The 22,337-nt window shown below is 70.0% G+C and carries 27 protein-coding genes, 1 pseudogene and 1 riboswitch; of the genes and pseudogenes, 15 read left to right on the top strand and 13 right to left on the bottom strand.

The annotated features are described in order from the left end of the window. Positions 1-52 precede the first annotated feature (52 nt). Positions 53-793, bottom strand: coding sequence for a DUF1889 family protein (locus C7Y72_RS11975; RefSeq protein ID WP_107568950.1), 741 nt, complete (start codon positions 791-793; stop codon positions 53-55). Positions 794-866: 73 nt separating this feature from the next. Between C7Y72_RS11975 and C7Y72_RS11970 the strand changes: the two genes are divergently transcribed. Genes C7Y72_RS11970 through C7Y72_RS11960 form a run of 3 tightly spaced genes read left to right on the top strand, consistent with a single transcriptional unit; the run spans position 867 to position 2,402 of the window. Further along, on the top strand, positions 867-1,313 hold the full coding sequence (locus C7Y72_RS11970; protein WP_158276819.1) for a flagellar basal body-associated FliL family protein: 447 nt from the start codon (positions 867-869) through the stop codon (positions 1,311-1,313). Positions 1,314-1,359: 46 nt separating this feature from the next. Then, positions 1,360-1,806: a hypothetical protein gene (locus C7Y72_RS11965; protein WP_107568948.1), complete on the top strand. Its 447-nt coding sequence runs from the start codon at positions 1,360-1,362 to the stop codon at positions 1,804-1,806. Beyond that, a complete protein-coding gene (locus C7Y72_RS11960) occupies positions 1,803-2,402 on the top strand; it encodes a methyltransferase family protein (protein WP_107568947.1) in 600 nt (199 codons plus the stop codon). The genes C7Y72_RS11965 and C7Y72_RS11960 overlap by 4 nt, the downstream gene beginning before the upstream one ends. 4 nt (positions 2,403-2,406) lie before the next feature. Here the strand turns inward: C7Y72_RS11960 and C7Y72_RS11955 are convergent, their stop codons facing one another. After that, positions 2,407-3,117, bottom strand: coding sequence for a DUF3105 domain-containing protein (locus C7Y72_RS11955; RefSeq protein ID WP_158276818.1), 711 nt, complete (start codon positions 3,115-3,117; stop codon positions 2,407-2,409). A gap of 90 nt (positions 3,118-3,207) precedes the next feature. Between C7Y72_RS11955 and C7Y72_RS11950 the strand changes: the two genes are divergently transcribed. From C7Y72_RS11950 to C7Y72_RS11930, 6 genes and pseudogenes are all read left to right on the top strand, one after another. Next, complete coding sequence (locus C7Y72_RS11950; protein ID WP_107568945.1) at positions 3,208-3,561, top strand: ArsR/SmtB family transcription factor; 354 nt, start codon at positions 3,208-3,210, stop codon at positions 3,559-3,561. Then, a complete protein-coding gene (locus C7Y72_RS11945) occupies positions 3,558-5,855 on the top strand; it encodes a heavy metal translocating P-type ATPase (protein ID WP_107568944.1) in 2,298 nt (765 codons plus the stop codon). Before C7Y72_RS11950 ends, C7Y72_RS11945 begins: the two co-directional genes overlap by 4 nt. Beyond that, complete coding sequence (locus C7Y72_RS11940) at positions 5,852-6,526, top strand: adenylate/guanylate cyclase domain-containing protein (protein WP_107568943.1); 675 nt, start codon at positions 5,852-5,854, stop codon at positions 6,524-6,526. Before C7Y72_RS11945 ends, C7Y72_RS11940 begins: the two co-directional genes overlap by 4 nt. 78 nt (positions 6,527-6,604) lie before the next feature. Then, entirely contained in the window at positions 6,605-7,240 is a 636-nt protein-coding gene (locus tag C7Y72_RS11935) for a class I SAM-dependent methyltransferase (protein WP_158276817.1), read from the top strand. A 216-nt stretch (positions 7,241-7,456) separates the two neighbouring features. Continuing rightward, positions 7,457-7,630, top strand: coding sequence for a hypothetical protein (locus C7Y72_RS23305; RefSeq protein ID WP_158276816.1), 174 nt, complete (start codon positions 7,457-7,459; stop codon positions 7,628-7,630). Then, positions 7,608-9,761: pseudogene (locus tag C7Y72_RS11930) on the top strand (heavy metal translocating P-type ATPase); the annotation flags it as partial. The gene C7Y72_RS23305 and the pseudogene C7Y72_RS11930, both read left to right, overlap by 23 nt. Here the strand turns inward: C7Y72_RS11930 and C7Y72_RS11925 are convergent. Continuing rightward, the gene (locus tag C7Y72_RS11925) at positions 9,704-10,552 is read right to left on the bottom strand and encodes a WD40/YVTN/BNR-like repeat-containing protein (protein WP_107568940.1); all 849 of its coding nucleotides are present in this window, start codon (positions 10,550-10,552) and stop codon (positions 9,704-9,706) included. The pseudogene C7Y72_RS11930 and the gene C7Y72_RS11925 overlap by 58 nt on opposite strands. Before the next feature lie 86 nt (positions 10,553-10,638). Continuing rightward, a riboswitch (cyclic di-AMP (ydaO/yuaA leader) is annotated at positions 10,639-10,778 on the top strand. Between the two features lie 2 nt (positions 10,779-10,780). On the opposite strand from C7Y72_RS11925, the gene C7Y72_RS11920 reads away from it, so the two are divergent. Beyond that, positions 10,781-11,884, top strand: coding sequence for a M23 family metallopeptidase (locus tag C7Y72_RS11920; protein ID WP_107568939.1), 1,104 nt, complete (start codon positions 10,781-10,783; stop codon positions 11,882-11,884). Here C7Y72_RS11920 and C7Y72_RS11915 read toward each other — a convergent pair. The 8 genes from C7Y72_RS11915 to C7Y72_RS11880 all read right to left on the bottom strand — a co-directional run bounded on the left by C7Y72_RS11915 (position 11,877) and on the right by C7Y72_RS11880 (position 17,410). After that, a complete protein-coding gene (locus tag C7Y72_RS11915) occupies positions 11,877-12,734 on the bottom strand; it encodes a class I SAM-dependent methyltransferase (protein WP_107568938.1) in 858 nt (285 codons plus the stop codon). The two genes, C7Y72_RS11920 and C7Y72_RS11915, sit on opposite strands and share 8 nt — an antisense overlap. 89 nt (positions 12,735-12,823) lie before the next feature. Beyond that, positions 12,824-13,099, bottom strand: coding sequence for a GlsB/YeaQ/YmgE family stress response membrane protein (locus C7Y72_RS11910; RefSeq protein WP_107568937.1), 276 nt, complete (start codon positions 13,097-13,099; stop codon positions 12,824-12,826). 87 nt (positions 13,100-13,186) lie between these two features. Then, positions 13,187-13,693, bottom strand: a complete 507-nt coding sequence (locus C7Y72_RS11905) for a YHS domain-containing protein (protein ID WP_107568936.1) — start codon at positions 13,691-13,693, stop codon at positions 13,187-13,189. A gap of 200 nt (positions 13,694-13,893) precedes the next feature. Then, on the bottom strand, positions 13,894-14,565 hold the full coding sequence (locus tag C7Y72_RS11900) for a DUF305 domain-containing protein (protein ID WP_158276815.1): 672 nt from the start codon (positions 14,563-14,565) through the stop codon (positions 13,894-13,896). Positions 14,566-14,659: 94 nt separating this feature from the next. Beyond that, positions 14,660-15,001: a hypothetical protein gene (locus C7Y72_RS11895; RefSeq protein ID WP_107568934.1), complete on the bottom strand. Its 342-nt coding sequence runs from the start codon at positions 14,999-15,001 to the stop codon at positions 14,660-14,662. A gap of 99 nt (positions 15,002-15,100) precedes the next feature. After that, complete coding sequence (locus tag C7Y72_RS11890) at positions 15,101-16,048, bottom strand: M48 family metalloprotease (protein ID WP_107568933.1); 948 nt, start codon at positions 16,046-16,048, stop codon at positions 15,101-15,103. 3 nt (positions 16,049-16,051) lie between these two features. Then, the gene (locus tag C7Y72_RS11885; protein ID WP_107568932.1) at positions 16,052-16,432 is read right to left on the bottom strand and encodes a BlaI/MecI/CopY family transcriptional regulator; all 381 of its coding nucleotides are present in this window, start codon (positions 16,430-16,432) and stop codon (positions 16,052-16,054) included. 147 nt (positions 16,433-16,579) lie between these two features. Beyond that, positions 16,580-17,410: a heparan-alpha-glucosaminide N-acetyltransferase gene (locus C7Y72_RS11880; RefSeq protein WP_158276814.1), complete on the bottom strand. Its 831-nt coding sequence runs from the start codon at positions 17,408-17,410 to the stop codon at positions 16,580-16,582. A gap of 167 nt (positions 17,411-17,577) precedes the next feature. On the opposite strand from C7Y72_RS11880, the gene C7Y72_RS11875 reads away from it, so the two are divergent. The 4 genes from C7Y72_RS11875 to C7Y72_RS11860 are packed head-to-tail and all read left to right on the top strand — an operon-like array spanning position 17,578 to position 21,225. Then, complete coding sequence (locus C7Y72_RS11875) at positions 17,578-18,411, top strand: GNAT family N-acetyltransferase (protein ID WP_158276813.1); 834 nt, start codon at positions 17,578-17,580, stop codon at positions 18,409-18,411. Continuing rightward, on the top strand, positions 18,408-19,391 hold the full coding sequence (locus C7Y72_RS11870) for a hypothetical protein (protein WP_146175350.1): 984 nt from the start codon (positions 18,408-18,410) through the stop codon (positions 19,389-19,391). Before C7Y72_RS11875 ends, C7Y72_RS11870 begins: the two co-directional genes overlap by 4 nt. Positions 19,392-19,394: 3 nt before the next feature. After that, positions 19,395-20,228 carry a prolipoprotein diacylglyceryl transferase gene (locus C7Y72_RS11865; protein WP_107568929.1) on the top strand — a complete coding sequence of 278 codons (834 nt, stop codon included), beginning with the start codon at positions 19,395-19,397 and terminating at the stop codon, positions 20,226-20,228. Positions 20,229-20,250: 22 nt separating this feature from the next. Further along, positions 20,251-21,225 (top strand): L,D-transpeptidase, encoded by a 975-nt coding sequence (locus C7Y72_RS11860; protein WP_107568928.1) that lies wholly within the window; start codon positions 20,251-20,253, stop codon positions 21,223-21,225. A 10-nt stretch (positions 21,226-21,235) separates the two neighbouring features. On the opposite strand, the gene C7Y72_RS11855 is transcribed toward C7Y72_RS11860, so the two are convergent. Both C7Y72_RS11855 and C7Y72_RS11850 read right to left on the bottom strand, forming a co-directional pair. Continuing rightward, positions 21,236-21,568, bottom strand: coding sequence for a YnfA family protein (locus C7Y72_RS11855; RefSeq protein WP_107568927.1), 333 nt, complete (start codon positions 21,566-21,568; stop codon positions 21,236-21,238). After that, on the bottom strand, positions 21,565-22,047 hold the full coding sequence (locus C7Y72_RS11850; RefSeq protein WP_158276812.1) for a MerR family transcriptional regulator: 483 nt from the start codon (positions 22,045-22,047) through the stop codon (positions 21,565-21,567). Before C7Y72_RS11850 ends, C7Y72_RS11855 begins: the two co-directional genes overlap by 4 nt. 59 nt (positions 22,048-22,106) lie before the next feature. On the opposite strand from C7Y72_RS11850, the gene C7Y72_RS11845 reads away from it, so the two are divergent. After that, the gene (locus C7Y72_RS11845; RefSeq protein WP_107568925.1) at positions 22,107-22,325 is read left to right on the top strand and encodes a hypothetical protein; all 219 of its coding nucleotides are present in this window, start codon (positions 22,107-22,109) and stop codon (positions 22,323-22,325) included. The last annotated feature ends 12 nt before the right edge of the window (positions 22,326-22,337 follow it).

Genomic DNA, 22,337 nt, shown 5'->3' with positions numbered 1-22,337 from the left:
CGGATGCCCATGTACTACGCAGCATAGGAGATGCGCCGTGCCAGCGTCTCGGTCAGCGTCGGGCGGAGTCGCGACCCAGCCGCCACGGATCGTGGCGCGGCGTCTCGCCGTCCCAGACCCGGCGCCCCACCGCGGCGCCGTCGAGCGCGAGGCGACTCCCCCATCCCACCGTCAGGAAGAAGCTGGCGAGATCTCCCGGGGGCACCCGGTGCCCTTCGGCCCGGAGTGCGACCAGCGCGCCGGCCAGTCGGCGCGCATGAGCCTCGGCGAGCAGCCGGTCCCTGATGTTCACGAGGTCCGTGGCCGCACGGAGCGCCGCGACGACAACCTCGGGCAGCGGCTCGCGCGAGACCTTGACCGACTGGCGCGTCCTGCCCAGGGCGAGCGGCCGATGTACATGGATCCACAGATCGAGCGCACCCGGATCGGAGGTGACCGCCACAACCGCTGGTACTCCGGCGTCCTCGACAGCCGTGATTCGAGCCGTGTCCGCACCCACAACCAGCGCCGGACCACGCACCTGCCACCCGCCGCGCCACGACACCCCGCGGACGACGACACCCCCAAACGCATAGCGGTGGGGCAGGTCGAACAGTGCGCGGGCCTCGACCGATCCGATAGCCGGTCCGAGGCGCCGGAATACCCGGAAGCTCGAAACCAGGACGTTGACTTCGTAGCACCCGAGTCGATGGGCTGCCCCGAGGAGCCAGGCATACGCGGCCCACGACTGGCCGGGGGCCTCGAGGGAGCGATCAATCTCCAACGCCCGCTCGATCTCGACGCCGACCTTCATCTACTACGCAGTCTAGGAGATCCGTCCAGCCCCGATACAACCATCGACGGGTGGCCCGATGTCACGGCATACGGTGAACGTCCTGAAGATCGCACTCCCGATAGTCCTGCTGCTTGCGGGCGCCGGGTACAAGTTCGCGCCTGGCAAACCGGCGGCGGCAGGCCCTCCGCCGAAGGTCGAAGGCGAGGTCTATGTGCTCCCGCGCGAGTTCCTGATCGCCTTGGAAGAGGGCAGGTTCGCGAAACTTGGCGTCGCACTCGTGCTGGAGCACGACTTCGTCAGTGCCCCCCGCACGACTCCGAAGGGCGCGCCAGCCAAGCCACCCCCGGGTTTCGGAACGCTCGAGCAGGAGGCGGTGGTACGGGCGATCATCACGGAAACCCTCACCGACATGCCGGCGAGGCGGCTAGCGACTACACGAGGTCGTGCGCGCCTGAAGCGCAGACTCTGCGCGACGATCAACCGCGCGACAGACGTGAAGGTCGAAGCCGTGCTGTTCACCGATCTCGTCGTGCAATGACGCACCCGATAACATTCCAACGTTCATTGCGATATACCTACGAGGCATGCGGTACATCCTCCCCGTCCTCGCAGCGTCATCCGCAATCGCCGGCTGCGGTGGCGACGAGCCGCAGCGCGACCTGCGCTCGAGCAAGCTCACCATCGTCAACTGGCAGCGCGCCGCGCCACGGGCGCTCTGCCAGTCGGAGGAGGCGGCTCGGGAAGCGCCCGGGCGCATGGCGGTTCGAACAGAGGACCACCCTCCCGGCCGCGCCTGCTGGATCGCGATCGTCGGCACCGACCCCGTGGCCACCGGCAGAGACGTCCGTGAGGTCGTCGACGTCGGCGACCAGGAGGAGCTTCGTTTCACTTCGTCGGTCCGCAGACGACTCCTGGCGCTCGGTACCGACGCGCACGTCGGCGCAATCTACGACGGACGCCTGCTCGAGGTCGTGTATCCCCAGAAGGGCAATGTGCGCGTCCCGCGGGACGGGGCCAAGGTGGCGGGATGAACGCGCTGGCCCTTGGCCTCTTCCTCCTCTACCTGCTCGTGGTGTTCGCCGGTCGCGCGCTCCTGCTCAAGCGGCAAACCGGGACCGCCGGCTGGCGCGGCATCACGGGTCGCCCGGGCTCGGCGGCGTGGTTCGGCGGCGTGCTGTTCGCCGTCGCTCTCGCGCTCGGACTCCTCGCACCGGTCGCGGGACTGCTCGGCCTCTCGAACCTGTTCAACGCTCCGGTCGTCCAAGCCTTTGGAGTCGGACTGTTCGCCGCGGGGTCGGTCGGCTCAGTCGTGGCGCAGCGGGCCATGGGCGCCGCATGGAGGGTGGGTGTCGCGGCAGACGAGCAGACCGCCCTGGTCGGCGACGGCGTCTTCGCCAGGGTGCGCAACCCGTTCTTCAGCACGCTGCTGCTCAGCGCTTCGGGCTTGGCGCTGATGGTGCCCGGTGTACCGGCGCTCGCGGCGCTCGTCCTGCTGGTCGTCGCTGTCGAGCTGCAGGTGCGCGTCGTCGAGGAGCCACACCTGCTCGCCCTGCACGGCGATGACTACCGCGCGTACGCGGCGAGAGCCGGCCGCTTTCTGCCCGGGATCGGAACCATCCGGCCCTGACCGCTCAGGGGACCAGCTCCGGTCCCTTGTCCACATACTTCGCGCGGAAGGCGCGCAGCGTGTCGATCGTCGCCGAGTTCAGCGGCCCGGGGCACCCGACGTAGTTGGTCCAGGCCGCGGCCGCGAACTTGAACGGCATGTCGGTGTTGTTCTGCATCACCGCCTGGTGATAGCCGTTGCCGCCGCTGAAGTCCTCCGAGTACAGACTCGACAGCCTGCCCTGGTCGGCCCTCGTGGTGCCGGGCGCGAACTGGAAGACGATCCGGCCATGCTCGAGCGTGTGGACCACGTTCTCCTTGGCGGGCTCGTTGCCCGGGGAGTACTCGCCGTCCTCGGCCGGCGTCACGCTGTGAGGACCCGAGGTCGGCGGGTTGGTCTTGTAGCCGTCGACCTCTCCCTCAACGTGGTCGCTGCCTTCGTTGGGAAGTTGCTCGCGAAGCTCGCAGTCGGCGGCCTTCGCCGCTTCGGCCAGATCGGTGATCTTCTGCTGCGGGATGGGGACAGCCGCACCGCCGCTTCCGGTCGCTTGCGGGCCGGACCCGCTGCTGCCGCCGACGACGACCGCAGCGGCGATGCCGCCAACAGCCACGACCGCGAAGACGACGCCTGCAGCCTGCCGCAGCCGCTGACGCTTGGCCTGCTCGGCCGCTTCCGCGGCGGCCCGCTCCTCGCGCTCTCGGCGACGCGCGGCCCTCTGCTCCTGACGGCTAGACACGGCGCGCACTCTAGCGACAACATCACGCGTCTACTACCCGGCCTAGTTTTCCGGCCGACCGAACAGACGCATGTGCGTTAGTATGTCCCTATGAGCGATTCGTGCGATCTGCTGTGCCTCGACCTTGAGCGCGCCGAGGCCCTCCGCGCGACGCGGCCCTCGGCCGCGGACGCCGAGGCAGCGGCCGAGCGCGCCAAAGGGCTTGCCGACCCGACCCGCCTCCTGATCGCGTCTGCGCTCCGCGACGCGGACGGAGAGCTCTGCGTGTGCGATCTCGCCTGGATCGTCGAGCGCTCCGACACGCTCGTGTCCCACCACGTCCGCTCGCTCAAGACCGCCAAGCTCGTCGTGTCGCGGCGCGACGGAAAGATGGTCATGTACTCGCTGACCGCGGCCGGCCGCGCGTTGCTGGACGCCACACTCACGGACGTCGTGCAGGCATGACCGACCGCCCCTCCCTGCCGATGGCCGGCGCACCGGCAGCGCCGGACGAGCCGTGCCTCGACGCGTGCTGCGCGGCGCCGGCAGACGAACGCGGTGGTGTTCTCGCGGCCGCCGACGACAACGCCGAGCGCACCGTCGTACGCGTCACCGGCATGGACTGCGCGAGTTGCGCCGTGACGATCGAGAAGCAGGTCGCCCGCCTGCCGGGTGTGTCCCGCGCGACCGTGAACTTCGCAGCCGGTCGCCTCGACGCCGTCCACTCGACCGACCTCGCACGAGACGACATCGAGGCCGCCATCAGGCGTGCCGGGTTCGGGATCGAGGCGTCCGCCGACGCCGACCCCGAGCCGTTCTGGTCGCAACCGCGGGTCCGCTCCACGGTGGCAGGCCTCGCGCTCTTCCTCGTCGGTGTCGTCCTCTGGGGCGCGGGCGCCTCGACCACCGCCTACGCGTCGGTGTACCTCGCCGCCAGCGCGATCGGCGGCTTCCCGATCTACCGCTCGGCGATCGCATCGGCACGCGCGGGCGTCGCCGACGTCAACGTGTTGATGAGCGTTGCCGTCGTCGGCGCCGCCATCCTCGGCGCGTGGAGCGAGGCCGCCCTGGTCGTGATCTTGTTCTCGGTCAGCAACGCCCTGCAGGTGTTCGCGGTCGGACGGACGGCAGGCGCGGTCCGTGCTCTCGCGCGCATAACTCCTTCGGAGGTCCTCGTCCGGGGACCGGACGGCCGCGATGCCCTGCGGGCGGTAGCTGAGGTGACGACCGGCGAGATCGTCGTCATCCGGCCGGGCGAGCGAGTTGCGGTCGACGGCACCGTCGTCGAAGGTGCCTCGACCCTCGACGAGTCGACCGTGACCGGCGAGAGCAGCCCGGTCGAGAAGCGGGAGGGTGAGACGGTCTTCTCCGGGACTCTCAACGGCGCCGGCGGCCTGCTCGTCGAGGTCACGAAGGAGGCCGCCGACTCCACCCTGCAGCGCATCACCCGCATGGTCGAGGAGGCCCAGGGGACGAAGGCACCCATCGAGCAGTACGTGGAGCGCTTCTCGCGGATCTACACGCCGGTCGTTCTTGCGGCCGCTGCTCTCGTGGCCATCGTCCCCCCGCTGCTTGGCGGCGACTTCTCCACCTGGGTCTATCGCGCCCTGGTGCTCCTGATCGTCTCCTGCCCGTGCGCCCTGGTGATCTCGACTCCGGTCTCGATCGTCTCCGGAATCGGCGCCGCATCCCGGCGGGGGATCCTGATCAAAGGCGGCGAAGCGCTCGAATCTGCCGGCAAGCTGACCGCATTGTTCTTCGACAAGACCGGCACCCTCACCGAAGGCCGGCCCGTCGTCGAGCGGGTCATCCCCGTCCCCGGCGTCACGACCGACGACGCGATTCGCATCGCTGCTGCGCTCGAGCGTCGATCCGAGCATCCGCTCGCCCACGCCATCCTCACCGAGGCGGGCGATGCTGAACTGCCGGAGGTCACCAGCTTCCGCTCGATCCCCGGCCGTGGTGCCGAGGGAGTGGTCGAGGGAACGTCCTACCTCGTCGGCAGCCCGCGGCTGTTCGACGAACGCGGGATCAGCCTCGAGCCGATCGCAGAGCACCTCGCAACCCTCGAGGACGCCGGCGAGACGCCCGTCATCCTCAGCGACCAGGACGGCCCCCGCGCGGTCTTCGGCCTAGCCGACGCGGTACGCCCCGAGGCGGCTCGCGCGATCGCGGAACTGCGTGCGCTCGGCGTCGAGCGCCTCGTCATGCTCACCGGCGACGGCGAAGGCCCCGCCCAGCGCATCGCCGAGCAGCTGGGAATCGAGTACCGAGCCGCGCTCCTGCCCGAGGACAAGGTGGCGGCCATGCGCGAGCTCCGCCCGGAGCACGGGACCATCGGCATGATCGGCGACGGCATCAACGACGCGCCCGCGCTCGCCGCTGCAGACGTCAGCTTCGCCATGGGCGCCGCCGGCACCGACGCCGCACTCGACGCCGCCGACATCGCGCTCATGGCCGACGACCTCGCCAAGGTTGCCGAAGCCATCCGCCTCTCTCGACGCGGTCAGCGGGTGATCAAGCAGAACATCTTCGCGGCCATCCTCCTCAACGGCGCCTTCACGATGCTCGCGCCGATCGGCGTCATCCCGCTGTGGCTCGCGGTCCTCGAGGACGCCCTGAGCTCCATCGGCGTCACCGCCAACAGCCTGCGCCTCTTCCGCGGCACGAACGCCCCGACCCCATTGCCCGAGAGCACCTCCTCCCCCAGCGCCGACCGGCCCGCCGTGCGCACCACGACCCCGAGCCCCGCCTCGTGACGAACGCCCAGGACACGCAGCACACCTTCGTCCTCGCCGACCTCGCCGGCTTCACCGCCCTCACGGCTGCGCACGGAGACGACGCAGCCGCCGACGTCGCCGCCGCATTCGTCGCCGGCGTCCGCGAGATGCTCGACGATCACGAAGCCCGCGAGGTCAAGACCATGGGCGACGCGGTCCTCGTCCATGTCTCCGACGCCCACCGTGCGCTCTGCCTCGCAGAATGCGCGGTCGGCGAGCTGGGCACCCGACACGGCGCCCTCGGGATCCGCGTCGGCCTGCACACCGGTCCCGCAGTACGTCGCGGTGACGACTGGTTCGGCATGACGGTCAACATCGCCGCCAGGGTCGCGGCGCTCGCCGAACCCGACGAGGTGCTCCTCACCGAGGACACGCTGCTGACGTCCGCTCCTCCGCCGCAATGGCGGATCGACCGGCTCGGATGGCGCCCGCTGCGCAACGTCCCCGACCCGGTCCTCCTTCACGCCCTGCGCGTCCGCACCAGCCACGACGCAGGCCTCGCCCTCGACCCGGTCTGCCGGATGGCCGTGCACCCGGACGCCGCGGCAACCACGCTGCGGCACGCCGATCGCACCCTGCACTTCTGCAGCACCCACTGCGCGACCGTCTTCGCGCGCAACCCGCGGCACTACGCCGGGCACGTACCGTGACGACCGGAGTTGCGCCGCAGCCGACCCCGTCCATGGCTCCGGCTCGAGTTCGACCGACGACAACGGAGAAGAACCCGCGTGAGCAGTGACGAGCCTAAATCGGACCCGTCGAGCGTCTGGGAAGACGCCTACGCAGGCGGAGACGCCGACCGCAGCTGGACACAGCTCGAGCCAGTCGACTCGCTCAAGGCGATCGCCGTCGCACTGCCCGAGCCCGCCGACCCCGTCATCGACGTCGGTGGCGGGGCGTCGACGCTGGCCGGCAGGCTGCTCGCTGACGGCTTCTCAGACATCACCGTCCTCGACCTCTCATCCTCGGCGCTGCAACTCGCGCAGCGCCGACTCGGGAAGTCAGCAGAGCGCATCGTCTGGGTCCAGGGCGACCTCCTCGACTCGGTGCCCGAGCGCGAGTACGGCTTCTGGCACGACCGCGCCGTGCTGCACTTCTTCACCGACCCCGTCCAGCGCTCCCGGTATGCCGAACTCCTCGCCCGTCGCGTTCGCCCAGGCGGCCACGCGGCGATCTCCACGTTCGCACCCGACGGCCCCGATCGCTGCTCCGGGCTGCCAGTTCGCCGCAGCTCACATGAGGATCTCGAGAACCTCCTCGGCGACGCGTTCGAGAACGTCGCAACGTGGACGACGTCCCACCAGACCCCAAGAGGAACCCCACAGCCCTTCAACTGGATCGTGGCTCGTCGACGAACGAACTGAGGCGCCATCGCAGTTTGACGATCGGCCCCGCTGCACATCGAAGCCGCGCAGCGGCCAGTCATCGCAGTCGCCCGGGCTTCTCGCGCCTCCCACACCGCATCGGCTTTTCTCCGACAGTCCGTAGGAAGCCGCAGTCTGCGTGCCGAGTGGTACGGAAGTCATGGCCAAGCGGAGCACCTAGCGTCGGTGACCACCCCTCCGACCGAGAAAGCTCCCATGAAGACCCACCATGTCCTGATCTGCGCGCTGCTGCTCGTGACCGGCGCGATCCTCGTCTCCACCGGGGCGGGGACACTTGCGTTCCTGCCGCTGCTGCTCTGCATGGCGATGATGGGCGGAATGATGTGGCTGATGATGCGGCCGAGCGAGCGCGACCGTGACGACCGCTGAGGCCTCCCCGCCGTCGGCCCCCGCGGCCGACGGCGCGAACTTGGAGCCAACACCGCCGATGCATGACCACGGCAGCATGTCAATGGCCGCGATGGGCCGGGACATGCGCAACCGGTTCTTGATCTCCCTCGTCTTCACGATCCCGACGCTGGTCTGGTCGATGGTCGGCACGAAGCTGCTCGGTCAAGAGGTCGCCACGCCGCTCGGAGTGGACCGCGACATCTGGTTGCTGGCGTTGAGCGGGCCGATCGTGCTCTACGCGTCGTCGATCTTCTTCGTCGGTGCGGTCGCCGCGCTGCGCGCGCGAACGCTCGACATGATGGTCCTGGTCGCGGTTGCGATCGGTACGGCGTGGATCTACTCCGTGGCGGCGACCTTCGTCATCTCCGGCGACGTCTTCTACGACGCCGCGGCGATGCTCGCGACGTTCGTCCTGCTCGGTCACTGGTTCGAGATGCGTGCCCGCGGCGGGGCGAACGACGCGATCCGGACGCTGCTGGATCTCGCGCCGGCGAAGGCGACGATCCTGCGCGACGGCGAACCCGTCGAGGTCCCGACTGCCGACGTCGTCGTGGGTGACCTCCTGCTCGTCCGCCCCGGTTCCAAGCTGCCCGTCGACGGGATCGTCGAAGACGGTGAGAGCGAGGTGGACGAGTCCACCGTCACCGGGGAGAGCCTCCCGGTGCACAAGCGGTCAGGTGACGCGCTGATCGGTGCGACGATCAACAAGAACGGGACGCTCCGCGCCCGCGCGGTCGCCATCGGCGCGGACACCGCCCTCGCGCAGATCGTCCGCCTCGTGCAGGAGGCGCAGAGCTCCAAGGCTCCGGGCCAACGACTGGCCGACCGTGCCGCGTTCTGGCTCGTGCTCGTGGCACTGGTCGGAGGCGTTGGAACCTTTGTCGCCTGGTACTTCGTGATCGGGCGCGACGTCGAGGAGTCGCTGCTCTTCGCGATCACCGTGGTCGTCGTCACCTGCCCCGATGCGCTCGGCCTCGCGACGCCGACAGCGATCATGGTCGGCACGGGGCTCGGCGCCGGTCGCGGCGTCCTGTTCAAGCACGCCATAGCGCTGGAGCAGGCTGCCGGGCTGGACACGGTGGTGTTGGACAAGACCGGCACGCTGACCCGCGGCGAGCCCGAGGTGGTCGAGATCGCGCTTGCATCGGGCATGAGCGAGGACACGCTGCTGCGTCTCGTCGCGGCGGCTGAGCGCGAGAGCGAGCACCCGCTGGCGGATGCGGTCGTGGCGGCAGCGAAGGCGCGTGGTATCCCGCTCCCGCAGGTCGAGGCGTTCGACGCGGTCCCCGGCCACGGTGCCGTGGCCGTGGTCGAGGGACACCGGCTGGTCATCGGCAACCGACGGCTGCTCGACCATGAGGGCATCGTGCTCGATGCGCTGGCCGAGCGGTTCGCCGAGCTCACCGGTCAGGGCCGCACGAGCGTCATCGTGGGCATCGACGGCCGGGCGGTCGCGGTGATCGCGATCGCTGACGCGACCCGCCCGACCGCGGCTGCAGCGATCCGGGCGCTGCAGGTACTGGGTGTCCGACCGGTGATGCTCTCCGGCGACAGCCATGCGACGGCCACGCGTATCGCATCGGAAGTCGGCATCGACGACGTCCTCGCCGAGGTCCTGCCCGCCGACAAGGCGGCGACCGTCGCCGGTCTCCAGGCCGGGGGTCACCGCGTCGCGATGGTCGGGGACGGGGTGAACGACGCCCCGGCGCTGGCGCAGGCCGACGTCGGGATCGCGATCGGCGCGGGCACCGACGTCGCCGTGGAGACGGCCGACGTCGTGCTGATGCGCTCGGACCCGTTGGACGTGGCCGTTGCGATCGCGATCAGCCGCGGCACCGTGCGGAAGATGCGACAGAACCTCTGGTGGGCGGTGGGCTACAACTCGATGGCCCTTCCGATCGCTGCCGGGGTGCTCGAGCCCATCGGGCTCGTCCTGGCTCCCGAGGTCGCTGCTATCTCGATGGCCGGTTCGAGCATCATCGTCGCGGTGAACGCGGTGTCGCTGAAGCGCCTGCGCCTGCCCGGAGCCGACCCGTCGGCGCCGTGGCTGCGCTACCGGATCGGTTCGAGGGTCAGATCCCAGGTACGGCCCCCGTCGCGGCTGGTGTAGACGCTGCCGTCGTCCCCTGCGACGAGCAGCCCGAAGTCCGTCTCCGTCGTCGCGGCGGGAACGATCGGCGCCCGCCCGTGCTGGTTGATCGTGCGCAGGTCGCCGCTGATCCGCTGGACAACCTGGTCGCCACCTACGGCGGTGATGCCGTCCGAACCCCAGGTGAGATGGCTCAGGGGCAGGTCGACGACCGGCCGGAACCCACGCCCCCCGTCGGTCGACACCAGAACGCCTTGCTCGGTCGACGCGACCAGCCGATCGGCGTCGACCGGGTCGACTGCGAGGTCGAGGACGGGCGGGACCGTCGTGCTGCTCCACGTCGCTCCGGAGTCCCGACTACGCAGCAGCTTGCCGCTGAGGGCGTCAAACGCGTAGACGCGATTCCCGGCGACCTCGATCGCATGGAGGTCCGCCCGGCCCTCGAGCGAGACGGTCTCCCACGCAGCACCACCGTCGCTCGAGCGGATGAAGCCGACCGAGGTAGGCCCACCCTGCCGGAGGTCCGGATGCCCCGAACCGACGTAGCGCCCCGGCTTCTCGACCGAGAAGCCCATCACGTCGCGCCGCTCGTCCCCCACCGGCGTCGCGCTGGTGGCATCTGAGGCGGCCCGGAAGAGTCCGCGGTGCGCGGCGACGAGGATCGACCGGTCCTGCGGATCGAAGCCGACGGCGTGGACGTGACCGACCGGATCGACCGCCACGAGACCGGACTTGCGTTCCGCCTGGCCACAACCGGCGAGCGCGGCGAGCGCCAGGAAGGAGACCAGCGCGCGAAGCGTCCGCAGTTGCATCTCCCAGACCATACTACGCGACGTAGGACACCGGACGAGCGCTCGCGGGCTCGCATCGATCCGAACGGTCCTCTATTCTCCTACGCGCCATAGGAGCGCCGAGTTCCCGTCGGGAGACGGGGAGCGGGGGACCCACTCACGGGGCGAATCGACCGATGCTGGTCGTAGCGCGACTCTTTCAGCGCGAGCCCGTCAGCTAACCCCGTAGGCCGACGAAAGAGAGTCCCGTTGTCCTGCCGCAAGCTGCTGCCTGTCGTCGTACCCGTCGTGCTGACCTGCATCGCCTCCGGCACCGCTTCGGGGGCGACCAAGACCGGTGGTGCTTCGGTCCCGGACCCCGCCGCAGCGACGAGCGCGACGTGCGCCACCGGTGAGGCCTGGGCCTGCCGGGCCGGACAGGCGCTCACGCTCACCGGCACCGGCCTGAACGGCGTCGAGCGCGTCATCTTCCTCGGTTCGAAGGGGCGTAAGGACGACCGGCGTGCGACCCCCAGCACCCAGGCAGTCGGTACGCTCACGGTCACGGTCCCGCGCGGCGCGCGCAGCGGACGCCTGCTGCTGAAGAGCCCCGCCGGCGGAGACGGACGCCCCCGAGCGCGCCTGCGGATCCTCAGCGGCCCGGTGCCGCAGGCCGACGTCGGCGGGCCGGCCGTGGACCTCCGCCCCGGGGAGGCCCTGATCGCGGGCTCGCGCAAGCGCGCCGTGCTCGAGTACACGACGGCCGCACCCGCGACGGTCGACGCCGTCCGGCTCAGCGACGGAGCGACGGTCCGGTCCTGGCCGGTCGCCGCTGGCACCGGCGCGATCCGCTGGGACGGGACGGTCGAGAGGGCCGTGGTCCCGGACGGTCGCTACGAGCTGCGCCTCCGAGGCCAGGCCACCGCAACGCAGGCGAGCACCCCGACCGTCATCGTCCATGACGCGATCTTTCCCATCCGGGGCCGGCACGACCTCGGTCAGTCGGCGACCAACGACTTCGGCGGCGCGCGGGGCCACGGCGGTCAGGACATGTTCGCCGCCTGTGGCACGCCGCTCGTCGCAGTACGTCCTGGCGTCGTGCAGTTCGAGGCGACCCAGGATCGCGCCGGCAACTACCTCGTCCTCCGGGACGCGACCGGGCAGTCCTACGCCTACATGCACATGCGCGACCGGGCACTGGTGGAGAAGGGCGACCGCGTCCGCGCCGGGCAGCGGATCGGATATATCGGCGAGACCGGACGCGCCTCCGGCTGCCACTTGCACTTCGAGCTCTGGACCGCACCGGGCTGGTACACCGGTGGCGACGCCATTGATCCGCTCCCGGAGCTCAAGCGCTGGGACTCCTTCAGCTGACCTCGTCGGGGGTGACGGCGAAGCTGATGCCGTTTCCGCGATAGAAGTGGCCTCGCGCGCTGTAGTCGTGGTGCAGCAGCGACACGGGGCGGTTGGAGCAGAGCTCTCGCAGGGCCGGAGTGTTCGTCCCGTTGCCCGAACACAGGATCGCGCCGGGGGCGGCCGCTTCCGCCGCAGTTCGTAGCTCGTACCGCTCCAGGTCGGGCTCCGACGGCGTATCGTGGACGAACAGGTCGAGGCGACGCCCCCTGAGGTTCGCCTCGAGCGCGTCCTGCGTCGTTGCTCTCACCCAGGTCCAGTGCGGGGAGTGACGCTCGGGCACCATCCAGCCCGCGGTCGGGTCTGGGTCGAAGGAGATCAGCTTGCCGTGTTCGTGACCGTCGAGCGCATTGCGTTCGAGTGCTCGGAGCATGACCATCGCACCGAGCCCGTACCAAAGCCCGGTCTCGACCACGAGGCTCGGACGACGCAGCCGGATGAGCGCCCAGAGCAGCGGCCGGTGGCCGAGCGCCATCTCGGCGCGCAGCAGCGTCCAGCGGCGGAGATCTGCGTAGTCTGCGGCCAGCTGCTGGTCGGCGGCAGGCTCGTCGAGCAGCGCGCGGGCCTGCGCGGGAGTGACGTCGAATCCCTCCGCGAGGAACCTCGCTGCCGCGTCGAGATCTGCCAGGTGGAATGAGAAATCTCCGACCTCTGGGTCCCACAGCACATACCTCGCGCGCTCGGTGAGCGAGGCGCTGTTCGCGCCGTAGGCACGGATGCTTCGAGCCTTCGCATGCCACCGGATGCGGTTCAGGCGCCGTACGGCGGCTCGCACCCGGAAGGCAGCTTCTCCCTTTGAAGACATCTTCATATCCGACCGAGTGTAGGAGAAACGGGCAGCAGCTTCCCGCGTCTTCCGAAGCCGATGTCGATGGCAGTCCGGCGAGTCGTCCAATCCGCTCAGGAGAACAGACGGTCGTCACTCGACGAGACGCGGCGCGCGACGAGCCGAACGATCGAGAGAACCACGAAGGCTCCGATGATCCCTGCGATGAAGCTTTCGGGCTGGAACGCGTGGAACTCGTGCTCACCGCTGATGCGATGAGCGATCGGAGCGCCCACGACCGTGCCGGCAACCCCAGCGGCGAGCGCCAGCGCGAACGGTGGGCGCGGCGCGCGAAACACCGACCGCGCGACCAGCCCGGCGAGCAGCGCGTAGATCAGCCCGCTCAGCATCGTCGAGCTGCAGTCGTACGACCGCTGGGCGACGTTGTGCGTGCCCAGCCGCCGGTCCGCCGATTCCTACTGGTCATAGGAGAAGGCTCAGCCTCCGTAACGCTGCGGCTCGACGACGTACTTCCCGGCGCACTCACCGGAACAGAAGCCGATCGAATTACCGTCGTGCTCGAGCAGAACAGACTGCCGCGGATCGACGGTCATGCGACAGACCGGGTCGAGCATGCCGACGGCGGGCTGGCGGGCAACAGGCAGCGCCCGGTGCAGACGAACCGGACTGGCGATGTTTCGCAGCGCCACCTCTCCGACCTCGATCCATCCGACACCGACCAGCGTGGCAGAGCGCTGGAACACCTCGTGGTCCGCGAGGACCTCGCCCGCTCTGGCGAACGCGCAGATGCGCGCAGCGCGGTTGACCGTCGACCCGAAGTAGTCCGCTCCCCGGTTCACAGCCGGTCCGTGGGCGATCCCGAGCGAGAGCTGCGGCCACCCATCCCTGGAGCAGACGCGCGTGCAGAGCCGCAGCCCCAACACCACTGCGGAGGGCGCATCCTCGACGCAGAGCATCACAGCGTCGCCCATCGTCTTGACCACTCGGGCGTCGGTCCCGACCTCGGGCGAACGAGGTTCTCCAGCCCGACTGCGACCTCTGCAGCGACGTCGTCACCATGGTGTTCCGTCATTGCGGTGGAGCCGACCAAGTCGGCGAACACGAAGGTGGCCGGCGCGGGGGGCACCGCGTCGCCGTCGAGCCCCCTGCTGCTGCGCTCTCCGTGCATCCGGCCGTGGGACGATTACATCGAGTGGCCGCCGGAGGACCCTTCCGTCCCGCCATCCTTCATGCTGCCGCCCGTTTCACCGGTGTCCTCGGGGACGCCGCCCGCCGGCGAGGCGGCGCCGTACCAGGTCGTGCGCCAGCTGTTCATCTCGCCGATCTCCCGCGATTGCGCGGTGACGATTGCCTGCGCGAGCTCCTTGACCTCGGCGCTCTCACCGTTCTTGAGGACCGCACGGGCCATGACGATCGCACCTTGGTGGTGGGGCACCATCATGTCGATGAACTCGCGGTCAAACGGGTCCGCCATCTCCAGCATCGTCTCGTCTCCGGACATCCCCATCATCGCCTCGGGGACGCCCAGTTCGCCGGCTTTCACGCCGTCTGCCTCGAGGCGCTTGGCGATCCCCTGCATCTGCTTGATCTCCGCGGTCTGGCTCTCGACGATGTCGTCGGCGAGACGCTTAATCTCCTTGCGGGTGGTGCGCTCCTGCGCGACCGTCGCCATCGCGACAGCCGAGTTGTGGTGGGTCACCATCTCCTGCACGAAGGCCAGGTCGACAGCGTTGCCGGACGAGGACGACGTCGGTTCGTCGTCGGATCCGCAGCCGGACACGACAAGGGCGCCGAAGATGGCGACGATCGCAAAGACCAACATCAGCGGCCTGCGCCGGCGGAAGGTGGACTGCATGGGAAATCTCCTGTTCATTCGAGTGATCTGAACCTGAATCAGCCCGCTCTCGCGGGAGCGCCGTGAACGCTCATCAGCGCTGCGGCGCCGCCGATCACGTCAAGAACACCTGGAGTTCAGGCCCGGCCCTGGCTTTCGTCCCTTGCGGGACGCCGAAGAGTCGCGGAGTACCTTCGAGGGTCGCTGGCAACGCAGTCAGTCGCGCGGGGCGAACGGCCAGACGGCCCAGCGCAGCCGCGACGAACATCGCGGCGGCGGTCTCACCGATGGCGAGGCAGACCGCTAGCGCCCCCGCCATCTGCCCGTCGTGGTCCATCTGCCCGCCGCCGAAGGCGGAGTGTGCCGAGACGACCGCGAAGCAGATGAACAGCAACGAGGCAACGAGCAACAGACGACGTCGCGAGCGGCGCAGGAATCTGTTGATCGAGACGGACATGCCTCGCCCATCCTACAGACCGTGGGAGTTCGATCGGCGAACACCGGGGGCAGCGGCGCCAACGGACGCTGCGCGGAGCGCCGGCTGACGCAGGTCAGGCTAGAACGCGCAGTGCTCGACGATCACGGCGGCCGACGCGGGCGACAGCGCGGCCGCCGGCAGCAGCGCGACGAAGACCAGCGCCAGCGCAGAGAGCCAGATGGCCAGCAGCAGCGGGCCCCGATCAGGTCGTTCGGAGTCGCCATCGATCAGCTCGCGCACGCGCGTAGCGACCGAGGAGCCGGAGAGCGCGGTGAGCGCCGGCCCGGTCGCGCATCGCAGTTCAGCTGCCTTGCAGATCGCCGAGGCGAGGGCGAGCCGGTCACCGCCGCGCCGCAGGGCCCAGCGGTCGGCGTCACGTTCGAGGTGAAACTGGATCTCGTGGACTGCATGCCGCGATCCGGGGACGACACGGCCGAGGGCACGCAGGAGCTCGGCGAGGAGCAACACGTAGCGGTGCCGACGGACCACGTGGCCGCGTTCATGCTCCAGGCTGACCCGGAGCTCGGGCTCGTCGAGCACCGTGAGGGCCAGGGGGCTGACGATGATCCTCGGCCGGGTCAACCCTGCTGCAGCGACCAGAACGCCGGGCTGTTCGACGATGACCGATCCGCCGGGCCCGGGGCCCACGGCGGTGCGGCGGACGAACCGCGTCACCGCGCGAGCAGCGCGGACGATCCCGTGCCCGACCGTGAGGAGCGAGAAGGCGAGGACGGCGATCGGTATCAGGACGGCGATATCCCCGACGGCGTGACCGTTGAGCCCCAGGTGGGTGCTCAGGCCAGGCAGCGCGGTATGCCAGCACCAGTGGGTCAAAGCGCCGAAGAGCTCGGTGGCGGGCATGAACCGGAACACGAACACGGCCGCGCCCAGAGCCAGCGCGGCACGCAGGACGAGGGCGGCGCCCCAGACGGCGATCGCCAGCTCCGGGCGTGCGCGACCCAGGGACATGCGATGCGGTATCGCAAGGCTGGCGGCGAGCAGGAGCGCGGCGAGCGGGACCAGCATGAGCTACGAGCGCTTGGCGTCGAGGTCGTCGCGGAGCCGGCGGAGCTCGTCGATCTGCGCGTCGTCGATGGAGCCGAGCAGGTGCGCCAGGACGGCGTCGCGGGCACCGGAGGATGCCCCGGCGAGCGCATGCTCGACCGTCGACGCGACGTAGGTCGTCTCGCTGAGGGCTGCGCGGTACAGCACGAGCTTGCCCTGCTTGCGTCGCTTCAGGAGCCCGCGCTCGACGAGCCGGTTGAGGACAGTCTGAACGGTTGTGTAGGCGCCACGGTACCGGGGCGGGAGACCCTGGCGAACGTCGTCAACCGCCGCCTCGTCCAGGCGCCACATGACGGCCATCACCTGCACTTGGAGGTCACCCTGCAAGGGTGCGATCGCGCTCATCGGACGCCGGAGTATGGCACCTGCGGTGGGTCCTTCGGAGGGGTGGCGCGCCCGCGAACGCGAACGGGGAGCGTGTCAGGCCCCGCGCTCCGAGTTGCGGCCGGAGGTTCGCCACGAATGGCCGCACCGTCTTGAGGCAGCCCGGTCTCAGGACGGCTGGAGATCGATGCCGGCGACGGTCAACGCCAAGGCGATCGAGGCGACCAGGATCGGCTGGTGGACGAGGTAGATCAGCAGCGATCGCCGGCCGGCCGCGCCGAACCGGGTTCCACGCTGTGACGCGACGGGTAGCGCCCGCAGTACCGCTCCGCGATGGCCGTCCGGATAGAGGACGGATCCCACCGAGAGTCCGATGAGCGCGGCGCCGGCCCACGGCAAGAGGGGATACCAGTCCACACCGTTCTCGGTCGGGACGAACCCCAGCACCAGCGCCCCCGGAGCGTCGCTGGTCACGTCCATCGCGACCCCGACCGCGACGACCGCGATGCCGAGCAGCACGTTCCAGGGACCGAAGCGCACCGCTGCCGGAAGGACCATCAGCAGCAGCACGCCGATGAGGTGCAGGATGCCGAAGCGGACCGCATCGTCGGCGCCCAGCGCGACGCGCGTCGCCACCGAGACGAGCGCCGCCGCGGCGAGGACCTGCAGGCCTCTGCGCGCGTGAGCGGACCACAAGGCGAGCCCACGAAGACCGTGCGACGCCGCACGGGCGTGAGACACCCAGAAGCTCACTCCGACGATGCCGAGGAACAGCGAGCCGCAGACCACCTGCACCGCTCTCCAGATGCCGTTGTACGGATCGATGCCGATGCTCGGCGTGAGCAGGTTGACGTCGTAGGCCGCGTGGTAGACGACCATCAAGACGATCGCGAGCGTCCGAAGCGCATCGATCTCCCAGAGTCGGCCGTGCTGCGCGGCCGGAGACGGCGGCGACTCGCCGCTCGTCCGCGTCGTGCCGTCTCGATGATTCGCAGCCACCTTGGCGACGCTACTACAGCGCGTAGGATTCCGACCCGTGACCTTTGGCCGCGCCAATATCCTACACTTCGTAGGAGGCGATGCACGTACGACGGATTCACCCCCTCCACCCCAGATCAGCGGGCCGCTCTCACCTCCCTGGCGGAGCATGGATCGGCACGCTCGCTGTGACCGCGGGATCGGCAGCCTTCGCGAGCTACGGACTCCACCATCTCGGCCCGCTGGACCAGCACGCGCCGATGTTGGCGCTGCTGGCGCTCACGCTGACGGCGCTGGCTGCGGCCGCTCTGGGTGCCACCGTGACCCCGAAGCCGCCGACCGCGAGCGTCATCGTCCTCCGCGGAGGCCCGCCGACGATCACCGCGCTCGAGAGCTCCGAGGCAGAGTTCTGCGCAAGCTTGCACGCGGCGGCCCTGTCCCACGGATTCTTCGTCACGCTGGGCGACCGGTTCTTGTCCCAGTACTACCGGGCCTTCGCCGACTCGCCTCACGCTGTGGCGATGGTGGCCACCGTCGACGGCCATCCGGTCGGCTATCTCGTCGGGTGCGTGCGCGCGCGAGCGCACCGCCAGTGGGTTCTCAAGAACCGGGGCGTCCGGCTGGCGACGAGCGCGGCCGCCGCACTCAGCGTCCGCCCGGCGCTCGCCGTCCGGTTCGCACGGACAAGACTCCGGCGATACCGCGAGGCGTTGCGGCGGACCCCCACAGCACCCTCCGGTGGCACGCAGACGATTGCGCGGGACGTGGCAGTTCTCAGCCATGTCGCGGTGCTCGAAGGCGCACGCCACACCGGGGCGGGCACGCTGCTGGTCGCGGCTTTCGAGGAGGCTGCGCGCGAGGCCGGGACGAGCGTCGCCTTCCTGACGACGCTTGTGGGAGCCGAGGGCGCAGGTCCGTTCTACGAGCGATGCGGCTGGCGAGGCGGACCTTCGCATTTGACGCCCGACGGTCTCGCGATGCAGGAGTGGACCAAGACCTTGACCCCGAGGTCGGTGTCGTGAAGCTCGCGACCGGCTTGGTGGTCGCACTACTCGCTGTCGCCGGATGCGCGTCCGACGACCGTCCGAGAGAGGGAACCGTCGCGGCGAAGCCACAACGCGCATCCCTTGTCCCTCCCGCGACCCCGGTTATCGAGCCACTCCCGACCTTCCCGCAGTACGAGCCGGGACCGGAGGAGCCGTTCCCCAACGCCAAACGCGTCGCCGGCCAGGCAGTCCAGCAACTCCTGACCTACGAGCGAGGCGCAACGCCCGCAGACGTCGCCGGTCGAGTTGGTCTGTCGCCGTCGGCGACGCAGCAGCTCACCGAGAGCGTCGCACCCGCAGTCCCGCCGAAGACGGCATCGGTCGCGGAGGTCATCTACCCGCAGATGGCGGGGACGACCGAGACGACCTACGGAGCGATGGTCGTCGTACGTCAGATCCTCCAGGACGCGGCCGGCCGCCGAAGCGCCGTGACGAGAACGGTCGACATCCGTCTGCGGCGTACCACCGGGCCGTGGTCGGTCGAGCAGATCGCCTCGATCGGCGGGTCCCCCACCAAGCGTCCAGCTGACCTTTCCGCAAGCGCACGTCGCGTGCTGGACAGCTCCAGGATCACGTTCACCGACTCCGCTCGCTGGGACATCTACCGCGGCGCAGTCGACACACGCCTGCTTGATGCACTCGCTCGTGCGGCGGAGCGTCACCGGTTCTCGGTCGCGGTCTTGAGCTCCGGGCACCCTCGCAACGTCTGGCAGACCGACCGACGCAGCGCGCACTCGAGCGGATACGCCGCGGACCTCTACGCCGTCGATGGACGACTGGTCGTGCGCCAGCCGAAGGCCGGGACGCCGGCGTACGAGCTGGCGAAGAGCTTCGCAGCGAGCGGCGTCCGGCAACTCGGCAGCCCGTGGGACTTCGACGGCCCTGGCCGCGCGTCCTTCACCGATGTCGTGCACCGGGACCATCTGCACCTCCAACAAGCCGCGGCGTCCCCCTGAGCGATGCTCACGGCCGCCATCACGCTCGACGTCGCCCCATCCTTTGACATCGGCCCCGTCGAACTCGCATGGCATGGCGTGATGATCGCCGTCGGCATGCTGGTTGGTGTGCTCCTGTGCACGCGACTCGCTGGTCGCCGTGGACTCGAACCCGAGCGCGCGATGGACGGCATGGTCGCTGTCGCGCTGGCAGGGATCGTCGGCGCTCGACTGTTCTTCCTCGCGCAGGGTGCGCCGTCCGACCTGCTCCAGCCCGCGTCGTGGATCGACACGCGCGGGTTCGCGTTCTACGGAGCGATGATCGCGGCGCCCCTCGCGACATGGGTCGTGCTCCGCGGCACCCGTCGCGTCTCCGAGTACCTCGACCTCTACGCGCTCGTCTTCCCGCTCGGCATGGCAGTGGGTCGCATCGGCGACCTCATCGCGGGCGAGCACTACGGGCCTGCGACCGGGGCGCCCTGGGGCATCGCCTATCCCAACCCGGACTCCGAGACGCCGCTTCGTGACGTCGCCTATCACTCGGGCGCGCTCTACGAGATCCTCGCCGCCGCCCTGCTTTTCGCAATCGTCTGGCAAAGTCGCACGCGGTTCAGCTTCCCGGGGGTCCTCACCTGCACCGTCGTCGCCGGATACGCGGCTTCGCGGTTCGTCATCTTCTTCGTCATCCGCGACAGCCCTGTGGTCGCGTTGGGCCTGCGACAGGCGCAGTGGACGAGTCTCGTCCTCATAGCGGCGAGCCTCTTCGGCGTCGGAGTGCTACTGCGAGCCGCCGCTCGAGACAGACCGGATGCAAGCGGACGGGCACCCCACTCCGCGCACCTCTCCGACATGACGTAGGAGCAGTGCTACGGTTCAGCACGTGCTCCGCGTCATCCTCCTCAGCCTCGCGTTGCTCGTCGCGCTGCCTGCCGCAGCCCTTGCCGACGGACGTGTCATCTCCCCCGGCGTGGGCGCCGGCGGCGTCGATCTCTCGGGTCTCACCGTCGAGGCAGCCACGACCAGGCTCGAGCAACGACTCAGACCCGGGCTCTCGGCCCCACTCGTCGTCCGGCTGGGCGGGCGCCGGTTCGAGGTCCTGCCGCGCGACCTCGGGATGGTCTTCGACGCCCAGGCGACCGCGACGCGCGCCGCCGACGCGGGCGCACCGACCATGCCCGTCGACGTCGGGGTCGCGGTGACGACGGACGCTTCGGGCCTCGCGCGCCAGGCGGCTGAGCTTGCGCGCTCCGGCGCCCGCCCGGCGCGCGTCGCCCGCCTCATTCGGATCACCAGTCGCGAGGTGCGCTGGCAGCGGGCCCGAGCCGGGATCGCGATCGACCAGGAGGCCCTCGCGAAGTCGCTCGCGGGCGCCGCGGCGAACCCCGCGAGCCGCCAGCTCGTGGTCGCGGTTCGGCGCGTCGCTCCGCGGACCACCGATGCGGAACTTCGGGACCGGTATCCGTCGATCCTGACCGTCGACAAGCGAACCTTCACCTTGCGGCTGTTCGTCGGGCTGCGGCGGGTCACCAGCTACCGGATCGCCCACGGGCAGCCGGCTTACCCCACCCCCAGCCGCCGCTTCCGCATCCGCTCCAAGCAGGTCAACCCCAACTGGTACGTCCCCAACGCCCCGTGGGCTGGCGAGCTCGGAGGCTCGGTGGTCCCAGGCGGGGCCCCCGGCAACCCGTTGAAGGCGCGTTGGATGGGCCTGGCCGGCGGGATCGGAATCCACGGGACTTCGGATGACGGCTCCATCGGGAGCCGGGCGTCGCACGGATGCGTGCGCATGCGCGTGCGCGACGTGGTCAGGCTCTACCGTCGCGTGCGCGTCGGCACCCCGGTCGTCATCGGCTGAGGACCGAGCGTCAGGCGGAGCGCGGCGCGTACATGATCAGCAGGACCCCGACGAGACATATCCCGGCGCCGGTCAGGTCGTAGCGATCGGGCCGGAACCCGTCGAACGCCATCCCCCACGCCAGGGAGCCGACGATAAAGACCCCGCCGTACGCGGCGAGGACGCGGCCGAAGTCGTCGTCGGGCTGCAGCGCGGCGACCGCGCCGTAGCCGATCAACGCGACCGCGCCGGCGACGGCGAACAGCACCCCGCGCCCTTCCTTGATCGCCTGCCACATCAGGTAGGCGCCGCCGATCTCGGCGACCGCGGCGAGTGCGAACAGCAGCAGGGATCGAGCGATCATGCCGAGGGCCCGACGCGTTTGACGGGCAGCCGGAACGGCGAGGCGTGGACCTGCCGGGGCGCGTCGTCGAAGAGCGCGCACTCGTCGATGGTGCTGCAGTCGCAGGTGCCCGCGGTCTGCAGCCACGCGCGGACGCGGGTCGCGCGCTCGATCAGCGCGTCGATCTCCGGAAGCTTGCGGGTCGCCAGGTCCCGCAGCTGTTCGGACATCGGGGCGCTGCCGTGGCCGACGAGGAGCTTGATCTCGTCCAATCGTAGACCGGCGCGCTGCGCGACGTCGATCACCGCCAGCCGCCGCAGCGTCGAGCGGTCGTAGCGACGCTGGCCGCTGAGCCGCTCGGGCTCCGGAAGCAGTCCGACCCCCTCGTAGTAGCGGATGAGCGACGGCTTCACGCCGGCCTGCGCGGCGAGCTCGCCGATCCTCCACGACTCCTGCACGTCGACGTCCCCTCCGGTCCCGGTTCTTCGAGCTGACTTCAAGAACCGCGACGGTACCGCACGCTTGACCTCGACCCGGGTCGAGCATCCACCATCCGCGCATGACCTCCACCACCACCCGTCGCATGCCCTGGACCGACAAGGCCCTCGGCGGCGCAGCCCTCCTCATGGCCATCTGCTGCGCAGCGCTCCCGCTCCTCGGCGGCGTCGCCGCGGGAGCCCTCGCCTCCTCCGGCGGGCCGATCGCGATCGTCGCCGCCGCCGTCCTGCTAACGGGCATCGTGGTGCTGCTCGGCCGCCGCCGAGGGCGCCGCTGCTGACGCCCGACCTAC

Source organism: Paraconexibacter algicola (assembly GCF_003044185.1).
Classification (GTDB): domain Bacteria; phylum Actinomycetota; class Thermoleophilia; order Solirubrobacterales; family Solirubrobacteraceae; genus Paraconexibacter; species Paraconexibacter algicola.
This window is presented reverse-complemented; position numbering and strand designations above follow the sequence as displayed.